The organism is Streptacidiphilus albus JL83 (genome assembly GCF_000744705.1).
Classification (GTDB): Bacteria; Actinomycetota; Actinomycetes; order Streptomycetales; family Streptomycetaceae; genus Streptacidiphilus; species Streptacidiphilus albus.
Genome location: NZ_JQML01000001.1, coordinates 4,042,141 through 4,068,841, shown reverse-complemented (window position 1 = coordinate 4,068,841; position 26,701 = coordinate 4,042,141). Strand labels below are relative to the sequence as shown.

The 26,701-nt window shown below is 68.5% G+C and carries 8 protein-coding genes and 1 pseudogene; 5 read left to right on the top strand and 4 right to left on the bottom strand.

All coding sequences use genetic code 11. From position 1 onward, the window contains the following. Positions 1–287: 287 nt before the first annotated feature. Together BS75_RS48315 and BS75_RS17500 are read left to right on the top strand one after the other, a co-directional pair. Positions 288–18,008, top strand: a complete 17,721-nt coding sequence (locus BS75_RS48315) for a DUF11 domain-containing protein (RefSeq protein ID WP_156164264.1) — start codon at positions 288–290, stop codon at positions 18,006–18,008. 290 nt (positions 18,009–18,298) lie between these two features. Continuing rightward, entirely contained in the window at positions 18,299–20,017 is a 1,719-nt protein-coding gene (locus BS75_RS17500) for a lipoxygenase family protein (RefSeq protein WP_034088908.1), read from the top strand. Positions 20,018–20,074: 57 nt separating this feature from the next. On the opposite strand, the pseudogene BS75_RS17495 reads toward BS75_RS17500, so the two are convergent. The 3 genes and pseudogenes from BS75_RS17495 to BS75_RS17485 all read right to left on the bottom strand — a co-directional run. Next, a pseudogene (locus BS75_RS17495) lies at positions 20,075–20,821 on the bottom strand (IS256 family transposase); the annotation flags it as partial. A gap of 27 nt (positions 20,822–20,848) precedes the next feature. After that, entirely contained in the window at positions 20,849–22,006 is a 1,158-nt protein-coding gene (locus tag BS75_RS17490) for an IS30 family transposase (protein ID WP_034088906.1), read from the bottom strand. Next, a complete protein-coding gene (locus BS75_RS17485; protein WP_267970551.1) occupies positions 21,942–22,550 on the bottom strand; it encodes a transposase in 609 nt (202 codons plus the stop codon). The genes BS75_RS17490 and BS75_RS17485 overlap by 65 nt, the downstream gene beginning before the upstream one ends. Before the next feature lie 438 nt (positions 22,551–22,988). Here BS75_RS17485 and BS75_RS17475 point away from each other — a divergent pair, with 438 nt between their 5' ends. From BS75_RS17475 to BS75_RS17465, 3 genes are all read left to right on the top strand, one after another. Continuing rightward, positions 22,989–23,549: a peptide deformylase gene (locus tag BS75_RS17475; RefSeq protein WP_231607811.1), complete on the top strand. Its 561-nt coding sequence runs from the start codon at positions 22,989–22,991 to the stop codon at positions 23,547–23,549. An 806-nt stretch (positions 23,550–24,355) separates the two neighbouring features. After that, positions 24,356–24,481, top strand: a complete 126-nt coding sequence (locus BS75_RS51505) for a hypothetical protein (protein ID WP_269330720.1) — start codon at positions 24,356–24,358, stop codon at positions 24,479–24,481. An 87-nt stretch (positions 24,482–24,568) separates the two neighbouring features. Beyond that, positions 24,569–25,306, top strand: coding sequence for a hypothetical protein (locus BS75_RS17465; RefSeq protein WP_034088904.1), 738 nt, complete (start codon positions 24,569–24,571; stop codon positions 25,304–25,306). A 192-nt stretch (positions 25,307–25,498) separates the two neighbouring features. Here the strand turns inward: BS75_RS17465 and BS75_RS17460 are convergent, their stop codons facing one another. Then, positions 25,499–26,413: a phosphotransferase family protein gene (locus BS75_RS17460; protein WP_034093234.1), complete on the bottom strand. Its 915-nt coding sequence runs from the start codon at positions 26,411–26,413 to the stop codon at positions 25,499–25,501. Positions 26,414–26,701: the final 288 nt, after the last annotated feature.

The following is a 26,701-nucleotide window of genomic DNA, read 5'->3' as shown; positions in this document are numbered from 1 at the left end:
CGGCGTCTCGGGGGCTGGCTGGTAGCAGTGCGTGCCGTGCGGGATCCGGTGCGGGCATCTTCCCTACCACGGCGTCGTATCGCCTGGTCGTACGGCGCGTCGACGATGTCCGCCGGATTTCCCGCGAAGAGCGCCCGGGTGGGTGGGGTCTGCGCCGTACGGGTTCATTTCCCTGAGTATCGCGCCGCTGCGGGGTGTCCTGCCGGATCTACCGCCTATATGGCTTTCCATACAAACGTCACTAAATGTCTTGATTTGTGAAGAATGGAAATCCGATGGTCGGCAGGGTGCATCGCCTGATCGTGATGGCCGTGACGTGTGCGTTGGTGCTGGCAGGATCGCCGGGCCTGGCAGCCACCGCGGCCTCGGTGAACCACGTCGCTCACAAGTCGCTTGTCGAGCACCAGCCGCGTGCCGCCGCGGGCACCTGCGCGGCGAAGACCACGGGTTTCAACCAGTGCCAGGTGTTCCGCAGCACGAAGGCCGTCCAGAGGTTCACCCCGCCGACCGGCACGACTGCGGTGCGGTTCCACCTCTGGGGTTCCGGTGGTGGCAACTCGGACACGAGTCCCCCCAATGCCGGTGGCGCGGGCGGATACACCGTGGGGACGGTGTCAGCACCGCTGGCGGCGTCGTACTCGATCACTATCGGGGCGCCGGACTTCAACCTGAACAGTGCGGCCGGTGGCACTGGCGCAGGCGGCGGCGGAGGCCGTACGGATCTCAAGGACGCCTCGGGTTCGTTGCTGCTGGTGGCGGGCGGTGGCGGCGGCGCGGGCCGTGGCACCAGTTCGGCCGCTGGCGCCGATGGCGGGGCCGGTGGCGGTGAAGCCGCCGGATCAGGCACTGACGCCCCGTCCCCTTCGGACGCCAAGGGCGGCAGTGGCGCGTCCGGCACCACCGGAGGAGCGGCGGGGGGACTGGGCACCCGCTCGGGGAAGGCGGGAACGAACTCGCCCAATGGGCAGGGCGGCGCGGGGGGCGGCCTGACCGGGCCCACTACCAGCACACCGGGTGGTGGTGGCGGCGGCGGCTTCGCCGGGGGCGGTGGCGGTGACGGCGGTACGACGATCACCGGCTCGCAACGGGGCGGTGCGGGTGGCGGCGGTGGCAGCGGGTTCGCGGACACGGCGAAGGTGCCGGACGGTACGACCGCCGCAGGCTCGGGCCGGACTCCGGGCGGGACCGGAGACCCGTTCTTCGACAACGACAAGTACGGAAACCCGAACACCCCCGGCGCTGCCGTGGTCGAGTGGGCGATCCCGGACGTCAAGATCACGTCGCCGAATGGCGGCGACACCATCTGGGCGGACTCCACGTTCACCGGCACCGGCCTGCCGGGGGCGACGGTGACGCTGACGCGCGGTACGACGACGGTCGGCACGGCGACCGTCACGGCCGGCGGCACCTGGTCGATCACCGCCTCCGGTCAGCCGGTCGGCAGCAACGTGACCTACACCGCCACCCAGGGCGGCGGGAGCCCGTCGCTCACGACCACCGTCGCGGTCACCGTGGTGCCCACCGGCACCATCACGGGCAATCCGATCACGACCACTACCACCACCGACCTGCAGTGCCAGGCGCAGTTCAGCAGCGTGAACCAGTTCTCCGCCAGCAACTGCGCCACGGCCTTCAACAACAACGGTTTCACCAACGCGGGATCGGCGTGGCTGCAGACCAACAACAGCGGGCCCTTCCGCCCGGTCAGCCAATCGGCGATCACCGGTTCGGGTACCGCGTCCGACCCGTTGACGATGACGACCATCGTGAACACTGCCTCCCCCGCGGTCACGATCTCCGAGAAGGAGACGTACGTCAACGGTGAGAACAGGTTCCGGCTTGACTTCACGCTGACGAACACCACCTCCGCGGCCAGGACCGGCGAACTGTACCGGGCCGCCGGCTGCGTGATGCAGAGCGGCGGCACCTCCTTCGGCGCGGTGGTGCCGGCCGCATCCGGTATGGGCAACGGCATCGCGTGTCTGAAGAACGCGGACGGATCCGGGCAGACGATGATGCTCGTTCCGCTGACCGCCGGCAGCAGGTTCATGGAAGCCGACGTCAACACCGTCGGCAGTACGATCAGGGGCAGGAATACGCTGCCGAACACGTGTGACTGCGCGAATGCGGTCACCGCCGCGATCGGCCTCTCCTGGCCGGTCTCGCTGGCGGCGAACGAGTCGAAGACCTTCAGCCTGTACACCGCGTTCCGTCCGGTGGGTACCAAACTGCTGGCAGCGGTGAAGACGGTGACGCCGACCGGCATGGCGCCGGGAGAAACAGCCACCTACTCGGTGAAGCTCACCAACCCGAACACCGTCCCGTTCACCACCTACGGTTTCGCCGACACACTGGACCCCCGACTGGACTACGTCCCCGGGTCGACCACCGGCGCCGATATCGGTGAGCCGTCCGTGACGGGTTCGAATCTGACCTGGGGCGGCCCGATCGAGATCGATGCCGGGGAGTCGCTCACCTTCACCTTCCAGGCGAAGGCGAAGACCACGGCGGCGCCAGGATTCGCCACCAACGACTTCAGCGGCGACGGCGTCACCGCCCTGTCGAAGGTGGCACCGGTGAAGATCGGGCAGCTGGCGGATCTGACGGTGACGAAGTCCGTGGACAAGCCGGCGGTGCTGACCGGCGGCCAGGCGGTGTTCACCCTCGCCGTGCAGAACACCGGCCCGAACCCGGCAGCCAACGTCGTCCTGACAGACCTGCTGCCGACCGGTCTGACGTGGGTATCGGACGACTCCGTCGGCAAGTACAACAGGACCACCGGAGCCTGGACGGTCGGCGCGATCGCCAAGGACGCGACCGCGACCCTGAAGATCACGGTCAAGGGGACGACGGAGGGCAACTACCTCAACGCCGTGACGGCGCTGACCTCGGACACCAACACCACCAAGGCGTTGTGCACGGACCCCGCACAGCCGTCGACCTGCCCGAGCGCGAGAATCACGGTGTACTCCAGCGACCTAGTGATGACGTCGAAGGCCGTCCCGACCCCGGTGGCACCCGGCGGCACGTCCGTGGCGACGCTGACGGTCACCAACAGCGGCCCGTCGGACACGATGACCGACGCGACCGTCACCTTCACGCTTCCGCAGCGCACCACGCTCACCTCGACGCTTCCGGTCGGCTGCACGGCGGCGACTGACGGGAAGTCGGTCACCTGCCCGGTCTCCGCCGGGCTCGCCAAGGGCGCCAAGGTCGACTTCCCGATCTCGCTGCTCGTCGACACGAACGCCCCGCTGAATACGGCCCTGTCGGGCGGTTCGGTGACGGTGGCCTCGGCGGACGACCTGAAGCCGGCGAACAACACGGCGGCCGTGGCGCTGTCGACCACGTCCAGGCCGTCCAACGACCTGTCCATCGCGGTGGACGCGACGACCGACCCGCTGACCCCGGGCACGGCGACCACCGTGACCGGCACGGTGACCAACGGCGGCCCGTCGGACACCGCAGCGGCCTCGACCGTGACGTTCACGCTGCCGGCCAACACGACGGCTGCCGCGACGCAGCCCGCAGGATGCGTGGTCTCGTCCGACAAGAAGTCGGTGACCTGCACGATCCCGACCGCGATGAAGAACGGTGCGGTGACCTCGTTCGCGATCTCCGTGGTGGTCGATCCGGCCGCGCCGCTGAACACCGCGCTGGCGAGCGGGAAGGCCGTGGTCGCGAACAGTGACGATCCGGTCGCGGCGAACAACACAGCGATCATCGCACTGAAGACCACGGCGACAGGGTCGGCCGACCTGGCGATCACCACGACCGGGTTCAGCGCGGTCGAGGCCAACGCCTCGTCCTACATCTACACCGTCGTGGTCACCAACGCCGGCCCCTCCGCAGCGACTGCGGTGAAGGTCGCGGACACGGTCCCGGCGGCGTTCACCAGCGTCAGCTGGGCCTGCGCGGCGACGGGAACGGGTTCCAGCTGCGGCCTCGACAAGGGGACGGGCAACGCCATCGCGACCACTGCGGGCCTCGGGGTGAACGGCAAGGTCACCTACACCATCACGGTCAAGCCCGTCGCCACCGCAGCGGGCACGACGGTGACGAACACCGCCACGATCACGGCCTCGGGGATCGTGGATCCGACACCGGGCGACCACAGTGACAGCACGGACACGAACATCTCCAGGTCCGTGACCTGCCGGACCAACTACGACCTGTGCATCAACACCGCCGGCCCGCCCACGCGCGAGGTGCTACGGACCAGCACGGGTGGGTTCGACAGCTGGATCGCGGGCACGAAGCAGTTCTACTCGGCGGGTGCCAACTCCCTGGTGATCGACAACCTCCGGTACGGCTCGCTCAGCCCGGAGGCGGGTGCAGCCAGCATCCTGCTGGACCGGGTGCCGATGACCGGCGCCGGCACCGCTGCGGATCCCTTTCTGATCTCGCAGACCTGGCAGGCCGGCAGCAGCGGCATCAACTACAAGCTGACCGACACGTATGTGGAGGGGCAGCAGCAGAACCGGCAGCGTTACGAGTTCACCAACACCGGGACGACGGACAAGACTTTCCGCTTCTACCACGCGGCCGACTGCTATCTCGCAGGAGTGGACAGCGGGTTCAGCGCGGCGGTCCAGCTGCCGAACGGCGGCTGGTCACCGGTGTGCATCGGCACCGGATCTGCTGCCGCCGGCCAGGTCGAGCAGTTCGTCCCGGTGACCCCGGGCAACGAGTACTACGCGGGCGAGCACGGTGGCGAATTCACGGGGATCAACAACAAGACCGCCCTGCAGAACAAGGTCGTCCGAGGCAACGAGAACATCGACAACGGAATCGCCATCGCGTGGCTGGTCACCGTCCCGGCCGGCGGCAGCAAGACCATCGAAATGGACACGCTGATCACCGAGCCCGGGGTGCCGCGCCTGGAACTGACGTCGACGGTCACGCCCACCACGACCCCCGAGCTCAGCGGTACGGTGGTGACCTACACCGTCAACGCCCGGTCCACCGTCCCGCTCGAGGTGACGCCGGACACGCTGAAGTTCACGCTGCCCGCCGGTTTCAGCTACATCCCGGGCACCATGAGCGGGGACCTGACGACCGAGCCGTCCGCCAGCGGCCAAGACCTGAACTGGACGAAGCCGCTCACCGTCCCCGGTGAGGAGACCAAGACCTTCACCTTCCAGGCGCGGATCGCGACGCCCACCGCGCCCGGTACCTACACGGCCACCGCCACCGGCACCTTCGGGAACTACCTGGTGGGGCCGCCCAAGGCCACGCCGAACGCGAACAAGCCGGTCGTGACGATCACCGCCATCCCGAAGGCGGACCTGGCTGTCACCAAGAAGCCGGCCTCGACCACACCGGTGGCCGCGGGTGAGACCTTCGACTACACGATCACCGTGACGAACAACGGCCCCCAGGACGCAGCCGGCGTCGTCATGACCGACACCCTGCCGGCGGCGCTGAAGTTCGTGTCGGCGAGCGACAGCTGCACCGCGTCCGGGCAGGACGTGTCGTGCCCGAAGCTGGCCACCCTGGCGTCGAAGGCGGTCAAGACCTACACCATCAAGGTGCAGCTGGACCCGTCCTACACCGGCGACGGCACGGACGTCCGCAACCAGGCGAAGGTGTCCTCGGACACCTTCGACCCGACCCCCGCCAACAACACCTCGGACGCGTCCACCGGCACCCTCCCCGGCCCGGGGCCCAACCCGACGCCCGCGCCGGTGAAGGCGGACGTGGCGATCACCAAGAAGGCGGCGAGCACCACGCCGGTGGCCGCTGGTGAGTCCTTCGACTACACGGTCACCGTGACCAACAACGGCCCCTCGGACTCGAAGGGTCTGGTGGTGACGGACGCGCTGCCCGCCATGCTGAAGTTCGTCTCGGCGAGCGACGGCTGCACCGCGGCCGGGCAGAACGTTTCGTGCCCGAAGCTGGCGGTACTGGGCGCGAAGGGGGTGAAGGTCTACACGATCAAGGTGCAGCTGCTCCCTGCGTACGCCGGTGACGGCACTGATGTGAAGAACCAGGCCAAGGTCGCCACGGACACCACCGACCCGGTCCCGGCAAACAACACCTCCGACGCGACGACCGGTGGCCTGCCGGGCCCGAACCCGGCGCCCACCCCGAACCCGCCCGCGCCGGCGAAGGCCGATGTGGCGATCACCAAGAAGGCGTTGTCGACCACGCCGGTGGCCGCTGGTGAGTCCTTCGACTACACGGTCACCGTGACGAACAACGGCCCCTCGGATGCGAAGGGTGTGGTGGTGACGGATGCGCTACCCGCCGCGCTGAAGTTCGTGTCGGCGAGCGATGGCTGCACCGCCGCAGGACAGAACGTCTCGTGCCCGAAGCTCGCGTCGCTGGCGGTACAGGCTTCCAAGGTCTACACGATCAAGGTCCAGCTGGACCCGGCGTACGCTGGTGACGGCAGTGATGTGAAGAACCAGGCGAAGGTCGCCACCGACAGCACGGACCCGGACCTGACCAACAACACCTCGGATGCGTCGACCGGTGGTCTGCCGGGTCCGAACCCGGCTCCCACCCCGAACCCGCCCGCGCCGGTGAAGGCGGACGTCGCGATCACCAAGAAGCCGGCCGGAACCAAGAGCGTCGCGCCGGGCGAGACCTTCGACTACACGGTCACGGTGACGAACAACGGGCCTTCGGAAGCGAAGGGCCTGGCGGTCACCGACGCCCTGCCGGCGGCGCTGAAGTTCGTGTCGGCGAGCGACAGCTGCACCGCCGCAGGACAGAACGTCACCTGCCCGAAGCTGGCGTCCCTGGCCGCGAAGGCGTCGAAGACCTACACGATCACCGTCCAGCTCGACCCGGCCTACACCGGTGACGGTAGCGACGTGCGCAACCAGGCGAAGGTCGCCACGGACACCGCCGACCCGGACCCGAGCAACAACACCTCCGACGGGTCCACCGGCACCCTGCCGGGCCCCGGCCCGGCGCCGTTCCCGCCCGCGCCGGTGAAGGCGGACGTCGCCATCACCAAGAAGGCGGCGAGCACCACCCCGGTGGCTGCCGGTGAGTCCTTCGACTACACCGTGACCGTCACCAACAACGGCCCCTCGGACGCGAAGGGCCTGGTGGTCACCGACGCCCTGCCCACCATGCTGAAGTTCGTCTCAGCGAGCGACAGCTGTACTGCGGCCGGGCAGAACGTGACCTGCCCCAAGCTGGCGACCCTGACGGCGAAGACGTCGAAGTCGTACACGATCACCGTCCAGCTCGACCCGGCCTACACCGGTGACGGTAGCGACGTGCGCAACCAGGCGAAGGTCGCCACGGACACCACCGACCCCGACCTGACCAACAACACCTCGGACGCGACGACCGGCGGCCTGCCGGGCCCGAACCCGGCGCCCACCCCGAACCCGCCCGCCCCGGTGAAGGCCGACGTCGCCATCACCAAGAAGGCCGCGAGCACCACGCCGGTGGCTGCGGGGGAGTCCTTCGACTACACCGTGACGGTCACGAACAACGGCCCCGCGCAAGCAACCGGCCTGCTGGTGACCGACGCGTTGCCGACCATGCTCAAGTTCGTCTCGGCGAGCGACGGCTGCACTACGGCCGGGCAGAACGTGACCTGCCCGAAGCTGGGCACGCTGGCGGCGAAGGCTTCGAAGGTCTACACGATCAAGGTGCAGCTGGACCCGGCCTATGCCGGTGACGGCAGCGACGTGAAGAACCAGGCCAAGGTCGCCACCGACACCACTGACCCCGACCTGACCAACAACACGTCGGATGCGTCGACCGGTGGTCTGCCGGGTCCGAACCCGGCTCCCACCCCGAACCCGCCCGCGCCGGTGAAGGCGGATGTCGCGATCACCAAGAAGGCGGCGAGCACCACCCCGATTGCTGCGGGCGAGTCTTTCGACTACACGGTGACGGTGACCAACAACGGTCCCTCGCAGGCATCCGGCGTGCTGGTGACCGATGCCCTGCCCGCGATGCTGAAGTTCGTGTCAGCGACCGACGGCTGCACCGCGGCTGGGCAGGACGTGACCTGCCCGAAGCTGGCCACCCTGGCGGCGAAGGCGTCGAAGTCCTACACCATCACCGTCCAGCTCGACCCGGCCTACGCCGGCAACGGCAGTGATGTGAAGAACCAGGCGAAGGTCGCCACCGACAGCACCGACCCGGACCTGACCAACAACACCTCGGATGCGTCGACCGGTGGTCTGCCGGGTCCGAACCCGGCGCCCACCCCGAATCCGCCCGCACCGGTGAAGGCGGATGTGGCGATCACCAAGAAGGCGGCCAGCACCACCCCCGTCGCACCCGGTGGGACGTTCGACTACACGGTGACGGTGACGAACAACGGTCCCTCGCTGGCCTCCGGCCTGGTGGTCACCGATGCGCTGCCGGCGGCGCTGAAGTTCGTCTCGGCGAGCGACAGCTGCACCGCCGCTGGGCAGAACGTGACCTGCCCCAAGCTGGCCACCCTGGCCGCGAAGGCGTCGAAGACCTACACGATCACCGTTCAGCTGGACCCGGCGTACACGGGCGACGGCAGTGATGTGAAGAACCAGGCGAAGGTCGCCACCGACAGCACCGACCCGGACCTGACCAACAACACCTCGGACGCATCCACCGGTGGTCTGCCCGGTCCGAACCCGGCGCCCACCCCGAACCCGCCCGCGCCAGTACGGGCGGACGTCGCCATCACCAAGAAGGCTGTGAGCACGACCCCGGTCGCACCCGGTGGGACGTTCGACTACACGGTGATGGTGACCAACAACGGTCCCTCGCAGGCGTCCGGCCTGGTGGTGACCGATGCCCTGCCCGCGATGCTGAAGTTCGTCTCGGCGAGTGATGGCTGCACAGCGGCCGGGCAGAACGTGACCTGCCCCAAGCTGGCCACTCTGGCCGCGAAGGCGTCGAAGACGTACACCGTCACCGTCCAGCTGGACCCGGCGTACACCGGTGACGGCAGTGACGTGAAGAACCAGGCGAAGGTCGTCACGGACAGTGCGGACCCGGATCTGACGAACAACACCTCGGACGCGTCGACCGGTGGTCTGCCGGGTCCGAACCCAGCTCCGACCCCGAACCCGCCCGCGCCGGTACAGGCCGATGTCGCGATCACGAAGAAGCCCGCGTCGACCGCACCGGTCGCCCCCGGTGAGTCCTTCGACTACACGGTGACGGTGACGAACAACGGTCCCTCGGACGCGAAGGGCCTGGTGGTGACCGACGCCCTACCCGCCGCGCTGAAGTTCGTCTCGGCGAGTGACAGCTGCACAGCGGCCGGGCAGAACGTCACCTGCCCCAAGCTGGCCATGTTGGCGGCGAAGGCGTCGAAGTCGTACACCGTCACGGTCCAGCTGGACCCGGCGTACACCGGTGACGGCAGCGACGTGAAGAACCAGGCGAAGGTCGCGACGGACAGTGTGGATCCGGACCTGACGAACAACACCTCAGACGCGGCCACCGGCACTCTCCCCGGTCCGGGGCCGGGTCCGAATCCGCCCACCCCGGCGCGAGCCGATGTGGCGATCACCAAGAAGGCGGTCGGAACGGCTCCGGTGGCTGCGGGTGAGTCGTTCGACTACACGATCAGCGTGACGAACAACGGTCCCTCGCAGGCCTCCGGCCTGCTGGTGACCGACGCGCTGCCCGCCATGCTGAAGTTCGTCTCGGCGAGCGACAGCTGCACCGCCGCTGGGCAGAACGTGACCTGCCCCAAGCTGGCCACCCTGGCTGCGAAGGCGTCGAAGACGTACACCGTCACGGTCCAGCTGGACCCGGCCTACGCCGGTGACGGCACTGATGTGAAGAACCAGGCGAAGGTTGCGACGGACAGCGCGGACCCGGACCTGACGAACAACACCTCTGATGCTTCGACCGGTGGCCTGCCGGGTCCGAATCCGGCTCCCACTCCGAACCCGCCCGCCCCGGTGAAGGCGGATGTGGCGATCACCAAGAAGGCGGCGAGCACCACCCCGGTGGCTGCGGGTGAGTCGTTCGACTACACGATCAGCGTGACGAACAACGGTCCCTCGCTGGCCTCCGGCCTGCTGGTGACCGATGCCCTGCCGGCGGCGCTGAAGTTCGTCTCGGCGAGCGACAGCTGCACGGCGGCCGGACAGAACGTCAGTTGCCCGAAGCTGGCGTCGCTTGCGGCGAAGGCCTCGAAGGTCTACACGATCAAGGTGCAGCTGGATCCGGCCTACGCCGGTGACGGCAGCGATGTGAGGAACCAGGCCAAGGTCGCCACCGACAGTGCCGACCCGGACCCGTCGAACAACACCTCGGATGCGTCGACCGGTGGTCTTCCGGGTCCGAACCCGGCTCCCACTCCGAACCCGCCCGCGCCGGTCAAGGCCGACGTCGCCATCACCAAGAAGGCGGCCAGCACCACCCCGGTGGCACCCGGCGAGTCCTTCGACTACACGGTGACGGTGACGAACAACGGTCCCTCGCAGGCGTCCGGCCTGGTGATGACCGATGCCCTGCCGACCGCGCTGAAATTCGTCTCGGCGAGCGACAGCTGCACCGCGGCCGGGCAGAACGTGACCTGCCCCAAGCTGGCCACCCTGGCGGCGAAGGCATCGAAGACCTACACCATCACCGTCCAGCTCGACCCGGCGTACACCGGTGACGGCAGCGACGTGAAGAACCAGGCCAAGGTCGCCACCGACAGCACCGACCCCGACCTGACCAACAACACCTCGGACGCGACGACCGGTGGTCTGCCGGGCCCGGGCCCTGGCCCGAACCCGCCGACCCCGGTGCGGGCGGATGTCGCGATCACGAAGAAGGCGGCGGGTACCACTCCGGTGGCACCCGGTGGGACGTTCGACTACGCGGTGACGGTGACCAACAACGGTCCCTCGCAGGCGTCCGGCCTGCTGGTGACCGATGCCCTGCCCGCGATGCTGAAGTTCGTGTCGGCGAGTGACGGCTGCACCGCGGCCGGACAGAACGTCAGTTGCCCGAAGTTGGCAGTCCTGGCGGCGAAGGCGTCGAAGGTCTACACGATCACCGTCCAGCTGGACCCGGCGTACACCGGTGACGGCAGTGACGTGAAGAACCAGGCCAAGGTTGCCACCGACAGTGCGGACCCCGACCTGACGAACAACACCTCCGATGCGTCGACCGGTGGTCTGCCGGGTCCGAACCCCGCCCCGACCCCGAATCCGCCCGCACCGGTACAGGCCGATGTGGCGATCACGAAGAAGGCGGCCAGCACCACCCCGGTCTCACCTGGCGAGTCGTTCGACTATGCGGTGACGGTGACGAACAACGGCCCGTCGCTGGCCTCCGGCCTGGTGGTGACCGATGCTCTGCCGGCCATGCTGAAGTTCGTCTCGGCGAGCGATGGTTGCACCGCCGCAGGTCAGAACGTGAGCTGCCCGAAGCTGGCGTCGCTCGCGGCGAAGGCCTCGAAGACCTACACCATCAAGGTGCAGCTGGATCCGGCGTATGCCGGTGACGGCAGCGATGTGAAGAACCAGGCGAAGGTCGCCACCGACAGTGCGGACCCGGACCTGACCAACAACACCTCGGATGCGTCGACCGGTGGTCTGCCGGGTCCGAACCCGGCTCCCACCCCGAACCCGCCCGCGCCGGTGAAGGCTGACGTGGCGATCACCAAGAAGCCGGTCGGAACGGCTCCGGTCGCTCCCGGCGAGTCCTTCGACTACGCGGTGACGGTGACGAACAACGGTCCCTCGCAGGCGTCCGGCCTGGTGGTGACCGATGCCCTGCCGACGGCGCTGAAGTTCGTCTCGGCGAGTGACAGCTGCACCGCGGTCGGGCAGAACGTGACCTGCCCGAAGCTGGCCACCTTGGCCGTGAAGGCGTCTAAGGTCTACACGATCACGGTCCAGCTGGACCCGGCGTACACCGGTGACGGCACTGACGTGAAGAACCAGGCCAAGGTCGCCACCGACAGCACCGACCCCGACCTGACCAACAACACCTCCGACGCAGCCACCGGCACCCTCCCGGGCCCGGGCCCCGGCCCGAACCCGCCGACCCCGGTCCGGGCTGACGTCGCCATCACCAAGAAGGCGGCGAGCACCACCCCCGTCGCACCCGGTGGGACGTTCGACTACACGGTGACGGTGACCAACAACGGTCCCTCGCTGGCCTCCGGCCTGCTGGTAACCGATGCCCTGCCTGCGATGCTGAAGTTCGTGTCGGCGAGTGATGGTTGCACCGCGGTCGGGCAGAACGTGACCTGCCCGAAGCTGGCCACGCTGGCGGCGAAGGCGTCTAAGGTCTACACGATCACCGTGCAGCTGGACCCGGCCTATGCCGGTGACGGCAGTGACGTGAAGAACCAGGCCAAGGTCGCGACGGACAGCGCGGACCCGGACCTGACCAACAACACGTCCGACGCGTCCACGGGTGGTCTGCCGGGCCCGGATCCGGGTCCGAACCCGCCCGCCCCGGTGAGGGCCGATGTGGCGATCACCAAGAAGGCGGCGAGCACCACCCCGGTGGCACCCGGTGAGTCGTTCGACTACACCGTGACGGTGACGAACAATGGTCCCTCGCAGGCCTCCGGCCTGCTGGTGACCGATGCGCTGCCGGTGGCGCTGAAGTTCGTGTCGGCGAGTGACAACTGCACCGCGGTGGGGCAGAACGTGACCTGTCCGAAGCTGGCCACCCTGGTGGCGAAGGCGTCTAAGGTCTACACGATCAAGGTTCAGCTGGACCCGGCGTACACCGGTGACGGCAGTGATGTGAGGAACCAGGCGAAGGTCGCCACCGACAGCGCTGACCCGGACATGTCGAACAACACGTCTGATGCGTCCACCGGTGGTCTGCCCGGTCCGGGCCCTGGCCCGAATCCGCCTACCCCGGTGAGCGCCGATGTGGCGATCACGAAGAAGGCGGCGAGCACCACGCCGGTTGCTGCGGGTGAGTCGTTCGACTACACGATCAACGTGACGAACAACGGTCCCTCGCAGGCATCCGGCCTGGTGGTTACCGATGCTCTGCCCGCCATGCTGAAGTTCGTCTCGGCGAGCGACGGCTGCACCGCCGCAGGGCAGAACATCAGTTGCCCGAAGCTGGCGTCGCTCGCGGCGAAGGCGTCGAAGTCCTACACGATCACCGTCCAGCTGGACCCGGCCTACGCCGGTGACGGTTCGGATGTCCGCAACCAGGCGAAGGTCGCCACCGACACTGCCGACCCGGACATGTCGAACAACACCTCCGACGCGTCGACCGGTGGTCTGCCGGGTCCGGGTCCTGGCCCGAACCCGCCGTTGAAGCCGTCCGCTGATCTGTCGATCACGAAGAAGGCCGAGGGCACGACCGCCGTCGCTGCGGGTCAGTCGTTCACCTACGACATCACTGTGGCGAATGCCGGTCCCTCGCAGGCGAAGAACGTCATCGTGACCGATGAGCTGCCGTCGACGCTGATCTTCCAGCCGTCCGCAGGCTGCACGGCCTCGGGCCAGACGGTGACGTGTGGTCCGGTCGCGACCCTGGACGCGGGCAGGACGCAGGTCTTCAAGGTGACCGTGCAGCTTGACCCGGCCTACGCGGGTGATGGTTCCGATATCAGGAACCAGGCGTCGGTGAAGTCCGACACCGCCGACCCGGACATGTCGAACAACACCTCGGACGCCTCGACCGGTGGTCTGCCGGGTCCGGGTCCTGGCCCGAACCCGCCGTTGAAGCCGTCCGCTGATCTGTCGATCACGAAGAAGGCCGAGGGCACGACCGCCGTCGCTGCGGGTCAGTCGTTCACCTACGACATCACTGTGGCGAATGCCGGTCCCTCGCAGGCGAAGAACGTCATCGTGACCGATGAGCTGCCGTCGACGCTGATCTTCCAGCCGTCCGCAGGCTGCACGGCCTCGGGCCAGACGGTGACGTGTGGTCCGGTCGCGACCCTGGACGCGGGCAAGACGCAGCTCTTCAAGGTGACGGTGCAGCTTGACCCGGCGTACTCCGGTGATGGCAGTGACATCAGGAACCAGGCGTTGGTGAAGTCCGACACCGCCGACCCGGACAAGTCGAACAACACCTCCGACGCGTCCACCGGTGGCCTGCCCGGTCCGAAGCCCGGTCCTGGCCCGAACCCGCCGTTGAAGCCGTCCGCTGATCTGTCGATCACGAAGAAGGCGGCCTCGACGGTTCCGGTTGCGCCGGGTGGCACCTTCGACTACACGGTGACGGTGACGAACAACGGTCCCTCGCTTGCCAAGGCGGTCGTCATGACGGACACGCTGCCGGCGCACCTGGGCTTCGTGTCCGCCTCCGACGGCTGCACCGCCTCCGGTCAGACCGTCACCTGCCCGGCGCTGCCGACCCTGGCAGCGAAGGCCACGCACACCTACACGGTGACGGTCCAGCTGGACCCGGCGTACGCCGGTGACGGCAGTGACATCAGGAACCAGGCGTCGGTGAAGTCCACCACCGCGGACCCGGACATGTCGAACAACACCTCCGACGCGTCCACAGGTGGTCTGCCCGGTCCGGACCCGGGTCCGAACCCCGGCCCCAACCCCGCCCCGAACCCGCCGGCACCGCCGAGTGCCGACGTCGCGATCACCAAGAAGGCGGCGAGCACGACCCCGGTCGCGCCCGGTGAGACGTTCGACTACACCGTGACCGTCACCAACAAGGGCCCCTCGGAGGCGAAGGGCCTGGTGGTGACCGATGCCCTGCCCGCCGCGCTGAAGTTCGTGTCAGCAAGCGACAGCTGCACTGCGACCGGACAGGACGTCACCTGCCCCAAGCTGGCCACCCTGGCGGCGAAGGCCATCAAGGTCTACACGATCAAGGTGATGCTCGACCCGGCGTACACCGGTGACGGCAGCGATGTGAAGAACCAGGCGAAGGTCGCCGCCGACACCGCCGACCCGGACATGTCGAACAACACCTCGGATGCGTCGACCGGTGGCCTGCCGGGTCCGAACCCGGCGCCCACCCCGAACCCGCCCGCCCCGGTGAAGGCCGATGTGGCGATCACCAAGAAGGCTGCGAGTACCACCCCGGTGGCTGCGGGTGAGTCCTTCGACTACACCGTGACCGTCATCAACAAGGGTCCCTCGGATGCGAAGGGCCTGGTGGTCACCGACGCCCTGCCCGCAGCGCTGAAGTTCGTCTCAGCGAGCGACGGCTGCACCGCTGTCGGACAGAACGTCACCTGCCCGAAGCTGGGCACCCTGGCGAACGGTGCCTCGAAGTCCTACACGATCACCGTCCAGCTCGACCCGGCCTACACCGGAGACGGCAGCGACGTGAAGAACCAGGCCAAGGTCGCCACGGACACCACCGACCCCGATCTGACCAACAACACCTCGGATGCGTCTACCGGTGGTCTGCCGGGTCCGAACCCGGCTCCCACCCCGAACCCGCCCGCCCCGGTGAAGGCGGATGTGGCGATCACCAAGAAGGCGGCGAGCACGACCCCGGTCGCGCCCGGTGAGTCCTTCGACTACACCGTGACCGTCATCAACAAGGGTCCCTCGGATGCGAAGGGCCTGGTGGTCACCGATGCCCTGCCCGCAGCGCTGAAGTTCGTCTCAGCGAGCGACGGCTGCACCGCTGTCGGACAGAACGTCACCTGCCCGAAGCTGGGCACCCTGGCGAACGGTGCCTCGAAGTCCTACACGATCACCGTCCAGCTGGACCCGGCCTACACCGGTGACGGCAGCGATGTGAAGAACCAGGCGAAGGTCGCCACGGACACCACCGATCCGGATATGTCGAACAACACCTCGGATGCGGCCACCGGGACGCTGCCGGGCCCGGACCCGGGTCCGAACCCCGGCCCCAACCCCACCCCGAACCCTCCCGCGCCGGTGAAGGCCGACGTGGCGATCACCAAGAAGCCCGCGAGCACCACCCCGATCGGCGCCGGTGAGTCCTTCGACTACACGGTCACGGTGACGAACAAGGGCCCCTCGGACGCCAAGGGCCTGGTGGTCACCGACGCCCTGCCCGCCATGCTGGAGTTCGTGTCAGCGAGCGACGGCTGCACCGCTGCCGGGCAGGACGTGACCTGCCCGAAGCTGGCCACCCTGGCGGCGAAGGCGTCGAAGTCCTACACGATCAAGGTCCAGCTGGATCCGGCCTACGCCGGTGACGGCAGCGACGTCCGCAACCAGGCGAAGGTCGCCACCGACACCACCGACCCCGACCTGACCAACAACATCTCCGACGCGGCCACCGGCACCCTGCCGGGCCCGGGCCCCGGCCCGAACCCGGGCCCGAACCCCACCCCGAACCCCCCGGCGCCGGCCAAGGCGGACCTGGCGGTCACCAAGAAGCCGGTCGGGACCAAGCAGGTCTCACCCGGTGGGACGTTCGACTACGAGGTCACCGTCACCAACAACGGTCCGGCCCAGGCCGCGGTCGTGAAGACCACCGACGCGCTGCCCGCGCCGCTGGAGTTCGTGTCCTCGGTCGACGGGTGCACCGCCGTCGGGTCGGACGTGACCTGCCCGACCCTGGCGGTACTGGCGGACAAGGGGACGAAGACGTTCACCTTCACCGTCAGGATCGACCCCGACTACGAGCAAGACGGGACCGAGGTCCGCAACATCGCCAAGGTCTCGTCCGCGACTGCGGACCCGGACCTGTCGAACAACTCCTCGGCTGCCGCCGGGCTGCCCGGCATCAAGGTCGCCCGCGGCGAGGCGGACCTGTCGGTCACGAAGTCGTCCAGTGGTGCGGCGGTCGCACCGGGCGAGAACGTCGACTACACGATCACGGTGACCAACAACGGTCCCTCCTCCGACGCTTACCACGTGGTCCTGACCGACAAGCTGCCGAAGGCGCTGGCCTTCGTGTCCTCCCGGCCGGCTGGCTGCACCGTGGACGCCACGACCCGGGCGGTCACCTGCCCGGCGACCGGCCGCCTGAAGGTCGGCGCGAGCTTCACCTACGTCCTGACCACCCGCCTGGACCCCTCCTACACCGGAGACGGCAGCGACATCATCAACCGCGCCGTGGTCCACGCCGACAACACCGACCCCAACCCGAACAACGACACCGACACCGCCCCGCTGCCGGACGGCGGCAAGCCCGCCGCGCCCAAGCGCGACCTGGCCGCCCTGGCGACCCTGTCCAAGGACCTCGCCGCACCCGGCGAGACGGTCGACCTGACCGCCCGCATCACCAACCACGGACCGTCCAGCACCGCCGACGACAGCACCTTCACGGTGACGCTGCCCGCCCAGCTCTCCTTCGCCAAGACCCCGCCCGCCCCCTGCATCGCGAACACCCCGCAACTGGCAACCTGCACACTCCCCGCCCGGATGATCCCCCAGCCCCGCACCACACCCCGTTCCATGACCCGGTCCCTGACCCAGGACGGGCCCGGCGCACCGCCGGACGGCTTCGTGGACACCGTGTTCGCCCTGCGCCTGTCCCCGGACGCCGCAGCCGGCCAGACCTTCACCGGCAAGATCCGCGTCGAGGACGCCGCCGACAACTTCCCCGCCAACGACGAGGACACCTTCACGATCCGCACCCTCGCCCCCGCCGCTGACCTGGCGCTGGCGAAGACCGCCACCTACCCGGCCGGCAAGAACCAGGTCGACCCCGGCGACACCTTCACCTACACCCTCACCACCACCAACCACGGCCCCTCCACCGCGATCAACGTCAAGGTCACCGACCCGCTGCCCGCCGCGCTGTCGTTCGTCTCCTCCCCGGACGGCTGCACCGCCAACGGCAGGACGGTCACCTGCGGACCGCTCCCGCGCCTGGCCCCCGGCGGCCAGACGGTCCACCACATCCTCGTCAAGCTCGACCCCGCCTACACGGACAACGGCAAGGACGTCGACAACATCGCCACCGCCACCTCCACCACCCCCGACCCCAACAGGAGCAACAACAGCAACCAGCCGGGCACCAACGGCCCCGACGGCGGCCCGCTCCACATCGGCAAGCCGACACCGACGCCGAAGCCGACCCCGCGACCCAAGCCCCTCCCGGACACCGGCGCTGGGAACCTGGCGACGGAAATCGGCTGGGTCGTGGCACTGCTCCTGGTCGGAGCCGGGCTCCTGACGGCCGGCCTCGCCCGGACCCGCCGCCGGACCCGGCTGCGCTGAACCGACTGACACGATGGCGCCCCCGGTATGCCGGGGGCGCCATCGCGCATTCCGAGGTGTTCCGAGGCAGGGCGAAGGTCAGCCCTTGCCGCTCACGGTTGCTCGTCCCGGTGCCCGGTGCACTTCCATGTCGGCCGCAGCCGGCCTCGGGCAGGGTGCCGCCTGTCCCGCGCCGCGAACGGGTGATCGTTCCGGCGTGCCGTGCGTATCCACACCACCCTTTCCGCGCCATGGGTGAAGAGTCGCTGGTGCGCATTACCGCGTCCTACGGTTCCTGTGGAGGGTGACCCATGGCGGAGCTCAATCGTCGCAGTGCGCTGAAGGCGGGCCTGGTGGCGGCGCTGGCCGGCCCGGCCGTCCGCCCGACCGCGGCCTTCGGGTCGCCGGTGCGCGGTCCGCGCCGGATGGCGGTGGTCCCCGGACCCACGCCGGCCTGGGTCACGCAGATGGCACCCGCGGTCACCAGTGTGTTCGGCAACAACCAGAAGGTCGTCAACTCCGGGCGCTGGACCTTCCGCGACTCCGCCGCCAACATCCCGAACTGGCTGCTCACCGGGCCACCGGCCACGCTCCAGGAGCTCGTCGGACTCTACCCGGGCCCGGTCGTCGGCGGCGACGTCGTGCACACCGAGGACGGCTACCGCGCGGTGTTCACCCCGCCCCTGCTGGACCTCCCGGCCCTCGCCGGGACCTTCCGCAACGACGCCGTGGTCGCCGAGTCGTACGTCTCCGGACCCGACCCCACCCGCCTGGTGCGCATGACCGCCGTCCCCGGCAAGTTCCCGATCACCACCGCGCACCTCGCCGCCGTCCCGGAACTCGGCGCGCCCACGCTGGACACGGCGCTCGCCGCGGGCCGCCTCTACTGGTCCGACTACGCGCTCACCGCGGATCTCGTCGCAGGTCCCCACACCGACGGCACCGCCAAGCACATGTACGCCCCGATGATCGCCTTCTGCGTCACCGCCGACGGCAGCGCGACTCTCCCGTTCGCCATCCAGTGCGGCCAGGACCCGGCGGGCCGGCAGATCTACACCCCCGCCGACGGCTACAGCTGGCTGCTCGCCCGCAACTGCGTCCAGGTCGCGCACCACACCGTGCACGAGTCCCTGGCCCACCTGACCTACACCCACCTGGTCGCCGGCCGCGTCCTGGACGCGGCGGCCCACCTGCCCGACCTGCATCCGGTCGCGGTCCTGGCGCGCCACCATTTCGAGGGCATGCCCTTCATCAACAGCCAGGTGCCCATCCTGCTGACCGCACCGGGTGCCTGGTTCGACCTGATGGCCGCGCCGACCGTGCCCAGCATGAACGCCTTCATCGACCGCCACCTGCGCGACTTCTCCTACCAGGGCGCAGCACTTCCACGGCGCGTCGCCGCGAACGGCACCAGCGACACGAAGACCATGCCGCACTACCCCTACCGCGACGACGGCATGCTGCTGTGGAACGCCATCAGCGCCTGGGTCACCGACTTCGTCGGCGCCAACTACGCCGGCGACACCGCGGTCCGCGCCGACACCGCGCTCCAGGCCTTCGCCGCCGCAGTCGACTTCAAGGACTTCGGGCCGACCCCCGGCGGCATCCAGGACCGCCAAGGACTGGTGGACATCCTCACCACCCTGGTCTGGATCACCGGCCCGCAGCACTCCGCAGTCAACTTCTCCCAGTCACAGTGGATGTCCTACCTGCCCGGCGCCCCGCTGTTCGGCTGCACCCCCGAACCCACCGGCACCGGCCACACCGAACAGGACTGGATGAACAACTTCCCACCCGCCGACGTCGCCCTCCTGCAGTCGGGCGCAGCCACCCTCCTCGCCGCCGTCCACGGCAGCCCGCTCGGCGACTACGGACTCGACTTCGCGCTCACCCCCGCCGCGTCCGCAGCACAACGCTTCAAGCAGGACCTCGCCGCAGCCGAACAGACCATCCAGGCCCGCAACGCCCAACGAGCCCGCCCGTACACCTTCCTGCTGCCGTCCCAAGTACCCAAGAGCATCAGCATCTAACAGTGCGTCACGGGTGGGTCTGTCCAGTAAACGGTGGCTTTGGGTTGTTGGGGGTGTTCAGCGACGGCCGGCTGAGAGGCGGCCGTCGAAGGTGATGTCGAAGGCTTGGAGTGCGTCCTTCCAGCGCATCGTCCATCGCTTTCGGCCGGTTCCGGTGGGGTCCAGGCTCATGACGGCCATGTAGACGCACTTGAGTGCGGCTTGTTCGTTGGGGAAGTGGCCGCGGGCGCGGACGGCCTTGCGTATGCGGGAGTTGACGGACTCGATCGCGTTCGTGGTGCACACGATCCGCCGGATCGCGGGGTCGAACTGGAGGAAGGGCACGAACTCCGCCCAGGCGTTCTCCCAAAGACGCACAATGGCAGGGTACTTGGCGCCCCAGACTTCCTGGAAGTCCAGGAAGCGGTCCTCGGCGGCCTTGGCCGTCGGCGCGGTGTAGATCGGCTTGAGGGCCTTGGAGAACTTGTCCCAGTCCTGGCGGGCCGCGTAACGGAACGACGCCCTCATCAGGTGAACGACACAGGTCTGCGTGATCGCCTGCGGCCAGACGGTTCCGATGGCGTCGGGCAGGCCCTTGAGGCCGTCGCAGACCACCATGCACACGTCCTCGACGCCACGGTTCCGCAGCTCCGTCAGGACCTGAAGCCAGTACTTGGCACCCTCGCCCCCGTCGCCGACCCACAGGCCCAGGATGTCCCGGTTGCCGTCCACGGTCACGGCCAGGGCGACGTAGACCGGCCGGTTCGCGACCTGCCCATCCCGCACCTTGACATGTATACAGTCAATGAAGACCACCGGGTACACCGGGCGGATTCCACTGGTCGTTGCGATTCAGCGGTAGGCGAGTTCCTTCGACCAGCGTCTCATGGCCTCGGCCGGGGTGCGGTCGCCGAGCACGATACGGGGGCGTTCGTTGAGCTGGCGGGCGACTTGCGTGAGGTCGCGTTCGGTGTAGTGACGCAGGTCGGTGCCCTTGGGGAAGTACTCGCGCAGCAGGCCGTTGGTGTGCTCGTTGGTGCCGCGCTGCCAGGGGGCGTGCGGGTCGCAAAAGTAGACCAGGAACCCCGTGAGGTCCTCGATCTGCTCGTGCAGGTAGAGCTCGCGGCCCTGGTCCCAGGTCAGCGTGCGTCTGAGCCTGGCAGGTAGGTCGGCGGTCTGCTCGACCAGGGCGTCGCGGACCTCGGGGGCCTTCCAACCGGCGGGCAGGTGGATCAGGCGGACGTAGCGGGTGGCGCGGTCGACCAGGGTGCCGATCGCCGACTGCTGGCCCTTGCCGATGATCAGGTCGCCCTCCCAGTGTCCGGCCTGGCGGCGCTCCTCGGCGGCGCGGGGCCGGGTGGAGAGCGGGCGCATCCTGGGTATCGCGTTGGTCAGGGGTATGCCCCGGCGCTGCTTCTTGCGCCGGTTGCGGCCGGTGCGGAGCTTGGCCGTGCGCTTGTCGAGGATGCCGTTGTAGAGGGCTCGGTAGATTGTCTCCGGGCACAGGTGCTTCTCGGGCCGGTCGGGGTGGTGCTTCGTCAGGTGGCGTGAGATCTGCTGGGGTGACCAGCGCTGCTGGAGCTTGTCATTGACGAACTCCCTTAGCTTGCAGTCAGCTTGGAGCCTCTCGTCCTTGGGGCGGGCCCGGCGCAGGATGGCCTGGTTGTGGGCCCGGAAGGGGTCGTAGGAGCCGCTGTCCTTGCTCCCGCGGGCGATCTCGCGGTAGACGGTGGAGCGGTGCTTGCCGATCTCCTCGGCGATCACGGCCGCGGGCCGGTAGGCGCGCAGGCCGTCGGCGATGGCGATCCGGTCGTCCTGGGTCAGGAAGCGCGGGTCGATCGGTTCGTCCGGAAGGATCATGCTTCCAGCCTTGGTGAACCACAGGGACCCGCACGAGACGGATACGCCCACTTGGCGGGCAGCGGCTGCCCCTTTCAGGCCACCTCTACGCAGTTCGAAGTACTTCTTGGGCACCGCGAGCGGGAGCCTGTTTCCGGGATACCTGGGCATGGCGTGATCTTCTCCTCGATGTCGCGACCACCGATGGAATCCGCCCCGGGTCGAGCGGCCGGTTCTGCCACTCCGACATGCCCTCCATCACCTTGTCGGTGATCGTGGAGATCGTCGTCTTGGACACGCTCGCACCGTAGACCTCGGCCAGGTGGGCGGAGATGTCCCCGTGGGTCAGGCCCCGAGCGGACAGGGACAGCACCATCTCGTCCACGCCGGTCAGCCGCCGTTGCCGCTTCTTGACCAGCTGCGGCTCGAAGCTGCCGTCGCGGTCCCGTGGCACCTCGATCTCCACCGGGCCGACCTCGGTCAGGACCGTCTTGGCCCGGGTGCCGTTGCGGGAGTTCCCGCTCCCGTCCCCGGCCGGGTCGTGCTTCTCGTAGCCGAGGTGGTCGGTGATCTCGCCCTCGAGGGCGGACTCCAGGACCCGCTTCGTGAGCTGCTGCAGCAGCCCGCCCTCCCCGGTCAGCTGCAGACCGCCGGCCCTGGCCCGGTCGACCAGCTGGCCGATCAACTGGTCGTCCAGCAGGTCCGCCGACACCATAGTCGGCCGACCCTCATCGATCGCTTCAGCGGACACGATCACGTCGCTCATCAGGTGTTCTTCCTCGATCAGGCGTTACACCGTTGACCGTACAGGCCCCTACCCGGGCGAGAGCGTCTGGATCGAGTACGCCTACTCGGTCGCCGACACCAAATGGGGCCGCTGGTTCCAGCGCGCGGTCCGCCTGCCCACCGAGCACCTGCAGGTCCAACTTGCCTTCCCCGCCGCCCTGGACCCGGTCGTCTGGGGCACCGAGACGTCCATGAGCGCGGAGGCATCCCCGCTGCGAACTCCGCCGGTCCGCACCGAGGAGGACGGCGTGCGGCTCTTCACCTGGTCCACGGCCACACCGGCCGTTCACGCCCGCTACCGTCTTGAGTGGCGGTTCCGGGCGCTTCCTGAACCGATGCGCGACGATGGGAAGTTCAGGTGATCCAGGTGCAGCCCAGTCAGCAGATGCGAAGCCTCGGGGTGGTCCAGCACGGTGCCCCGATCCTGACCGACCCGACCCGGCCCTTCAGCCTGCCCGCCGAGCGCGAGGACGCCGAGGCGGTCGTGGACCGGCTGTTCGCCTCGCTCGACCCGATCGGCCGGGTGCACTCCTTCGCCAAAGGCATGGGCATCGCTGCCCCACAGCTCGGCATCGCCCGCGCCGCCGCCGTGGTCCAGCCCGCCCAGAGCGGCACCCCCGCGATCGTGCTGCTGAACCCCGTCATCACCGACCGCTCCGCCGAGACGGACGAGCAGTACGAGGGCTGTCTGTCGTTCTTCGACGTCCGCGGCCTGGTTCCGCGCCCCCTGACCATCACGGTGCAAACCACCACACTGGACGGCTCGACCCTCACCACGGTCTACGAGCACGGCCTGGCCCGCCTGGTCCATCACGAGATCGACCACCTCGACGGCCTGCTCTACCTCTCGCGCATGAGGGCCGGCGTCCAGCCGCTGCCGGTGGACGAGTACCGGCAGACCGGCCGGGCCTGGAGCTACGAGGGATAGCCCCCTGGGGCGTCATCGTCGTGGGCGCCGCAGGTGGGACGGTGGAGATCACCCCAGCTCGAATGGAGTGCGCGGACCACTGCCTTTCGGGGATCAGGCACTCCTGTTCCAGCTGTCGGCCCGGATCGACCTCCGAAAATGCGCCTGCCAGTGGACTGCATTCCGCCCGGGCTCCGCAGAACGGACATTTCAGGCTGCGGACCCACCTCGCTCCCGGCGGCCCATCAGTCCGGCGATCCCCTGATTAACTGATGAACATGCAGTTCAGGGTTGGTGTAGGCAGTCTCGCTGGAGGGGATCCGTGTAGAGGGCGAACCCCGGCGCGCTGATCCGGTATCCTGACCGTGGTCAGCAGCTGTGCAGCTGCGGCCCGAGTTTCGGTGTCAGGAACACAGGTCGATCCAAGGGCTTGCACAGCGGTTGGTCAGGGCGTTTGTGAATATCTGGCCGGAGGTCCACCCGTGGGTTTTCCTCAAGGTTTTCCGCAAGCCCCGCCTCAGTGGGATGTGTGGGTAATTCCGAAGCCGCAGGTCAGTGGCCCTGTGCTGCCGGAGCCGCAAACGTCTGCACTCCGATCTCCCAACGCCCTTCTTGCGAAAGTGCAGCTCAGAGCAGGTCTCTGAGGTGCTTGGCGAACCCCTGAGATCTGCCTCCACCGCAGCCCCTGGGCTGCCGCTGTGACGGCGGTTCAGGTGTCGACCGTGGCACTCCGGGTGACGGCGGGACCTGTGGCTCGCCCAGTGCCGGACGGTCCCCGGCGGACTGCGCCCTGCGGATCTCGTGCAAGCAGGCATCGGGCCCGTGCCATGGCCACCTGGCGCAACCTCGCCATCGGCGCCCTCCACCTCGCCGGCACCACCAACATCGCCGCCAGCCTGCGACACAACGCCCGCAACGCCCACCGACCCCTCGCCCTCCTCGGAATCACCTGACCACGAGACCGGCATCATGCGGCTCTGCCGAAGCCATGCGTCCGATCCCCTCGTCCGGCCTGCCGGAGGTGCGCTATAAACGGGTCTGTGACCTTGATCGTTGAGCAAACAGACGCGCGTGAATGGTCTGATGAGCAGCTGCAGGAGCTCTTCAGCGAGGGCTTCCCGGAGTTCATCACAGCCGACCGGCTGGTCAAGCAGTACATCGGCAGGATCAGGGAGTGGTTCACCGACCTCAATCTCATGCTGGTCGATGAGCACGGCGTGCCGGTCGCATCCGGCTGGGGGATACCGATCCGGTGGGACGGACGGATCGAAACGCTCCCCACCGGCTACACCGACGCCATCATCCGCGCCGTCGAGGGCCGGGAGCAGGGCATCGAACCGGACACACTGGTGATCTGCGGAGCCATCGTCACGCCCGCACGCAAAGGACAGGGCCTGGCCGGAGAGACCCTCAACGCACTGCGCGGGCTCGCCGTGGACGCCGGATGGCAGCGGGTCATCGCACCGGTTCGCCCGACATTGAAGGCGCAGTACCCGCTGGCGTCGATCGAGGCGTACATGGGATGGACCCGCCAGGACGGAAGCGCTCTCGATCCGTGGATCCGTACCCACCGGCGTCTGGGCGCCCGAATTCTCGCGGCGGCCCCCGCCTCGCAGACCATGACCGGCACCGTCTCCGAGTGGGAGCAGTGGACCGGCATGGTGTTCCCCGAGTCGAGTGACTACGTCATCCCGCAAGGCCTGAACCTGCTGCACATCGACAGGTCCACCGACCAGGGCATCTATGTGGAACCCAACATCTGGATGCAGCACATCTGACAATTGCGGCTCACCGAGCGACGTGTACTCCAGTTGCAGCCCGCCGCATGGCCTTCCACCTGCAATGGACCGCCTGGCGACGACGCCACCAAGCCCGCGCACGCTGGCACCACTACAAGCGACGCCTTGCCGCCCTCGCCTGAACCGGCACCCGACCGGGTGCGTTTCTTGGCACCCTTGGCGAGCGTGGCCTCAGATCTGCTTGACGGACGGGAGGGCGCGGTAGCACGCAAGGCGCTCGTCGGTCCACGCGGTATGGCGACTGCGGAGGTCGACTGCTTTCAGGCCGGTGCGGCCGAGATCGTGGTAGTTCGGCAGCCAGGTCTCCACCCCGTGGTGTGAGTTGGTCAGGGCGAACAAGTCCCAGAGTATGGCGTTGGGCACGGTCCGGCCGGCGGCCTCCTCGTACGCGGCCAAGAACATCTCGGGTGCGTCCGGGCCGTGCAACAGGGCGAGGTCGAGGCGGCACCAGCTCACATCGAAGCCGCGCGGCGCCAGGGACGCCCCTGACCAGTCGACGATGCCGACGAGCTCGTCCTGCTGCCACAGGGCGTTGCCCGACCAGTAGTCGTAATGGGTCAGGACGCGTGGTTCATCAGCGAGGCGATGACCATGGGCTGCCAGGATCGGTGCGGCGGGACCGGCGTCCTTGGCACGGGACGACGATATGGTTGCCGCCGCCATCCCGTCGCGGAGTCCGGTGAGCCTGGCGAGTGGGACGTCGTGGAGGCGAGCCAGGGCACGCCCCAGTTGGACCGCTGCCACCTCGGGGGAGGGCGATGTGATATCCGAACGGCCGGGGAGACGGGTGATCATGGTGGCGGGTTCGCCGAACCGCTTTCCCTCGGGGTCGGCATCCAGAAGCCGGGGAGCCCAGCCACCGAGTCCGTCGAGCGCCGCCAGCACGCGTGCCTCCCGAGCGGCGGCGCGGTCACCGGGCGGAAAGCGGCGCAGGACCATCTCCACTACCGGGTCGACGGTTTCCAACAGATGAGTGGCGGCGTGAGTGCCGCCTACCAGTCGACGGACGGTGCGTGCGGAGGCCTCGGCGCCGGCGATTTCGGCGGCCCAGGTCAGGGCGGCGGAGGGCGGTTGCGACTTGATCATCAGGCCAGTCTGCACGGCCTGGCGCGCGGGAGCCATCGGGTTCCGCGCGCGCCCAGGATGGACGCGGGTACACCCAACCGCTCCCTGTCACAGCAACCCTCGGTCGTCGGGCATGGCGAAGCCTCGGTCGTCAGATCACGAAGTGCGACTGGAGTACATGGCGGCGCAGGGGCGGGTCTCGATCAAGGTCAGCGGCCGCGACGTCAGTTCACCGCAGAAACAGACAAGTCGGCCAAGGCCGCACTTTGACGAGGCCCTGCCACGGGAAGGTCTCCGATTCACCTTGCG

Bases quoted from the DNA above. Each gene is read 5' to 3' on its own strand.
- BS75_RS17500 (WP_034088908.1), top strand. From the start codon at position 18,299: ATGGCGGAGCTCAATCGTCGCAGTGCGCTGAAGGCGGGCCTGGTGGCG.
- BS75_RS17460 (WP_034093234.1), bottom strand. From the start codon at position 26,413: ATGATCAAGTCGCAACCGCCCTCCGCCGCCCTGACCTGGGCCGCCGAA.
- BS75_RS17490 (WP_034088906.1), bottom strand. From the start codon at position 22,006: ATGCCCAGGTATCCCGGAAACAGGCTCCCGCTCGCGGTGCCCAAGAAG.
- BS75_RS17485 (WP_267970551.1), bottom strand. From the start codon at position 22,550: ATGGTGTCGGCGGACCTGCTGGACGACCAGTTGATCGGCCAGCTGGTC.
- BS75_RS51505 (WP_269330720.1), top strand. From the start codon at position 24,356: ATGGCCACCTGGCGCAACCTCGCCATCGGCGCCCTCCACCTCGCCGGC.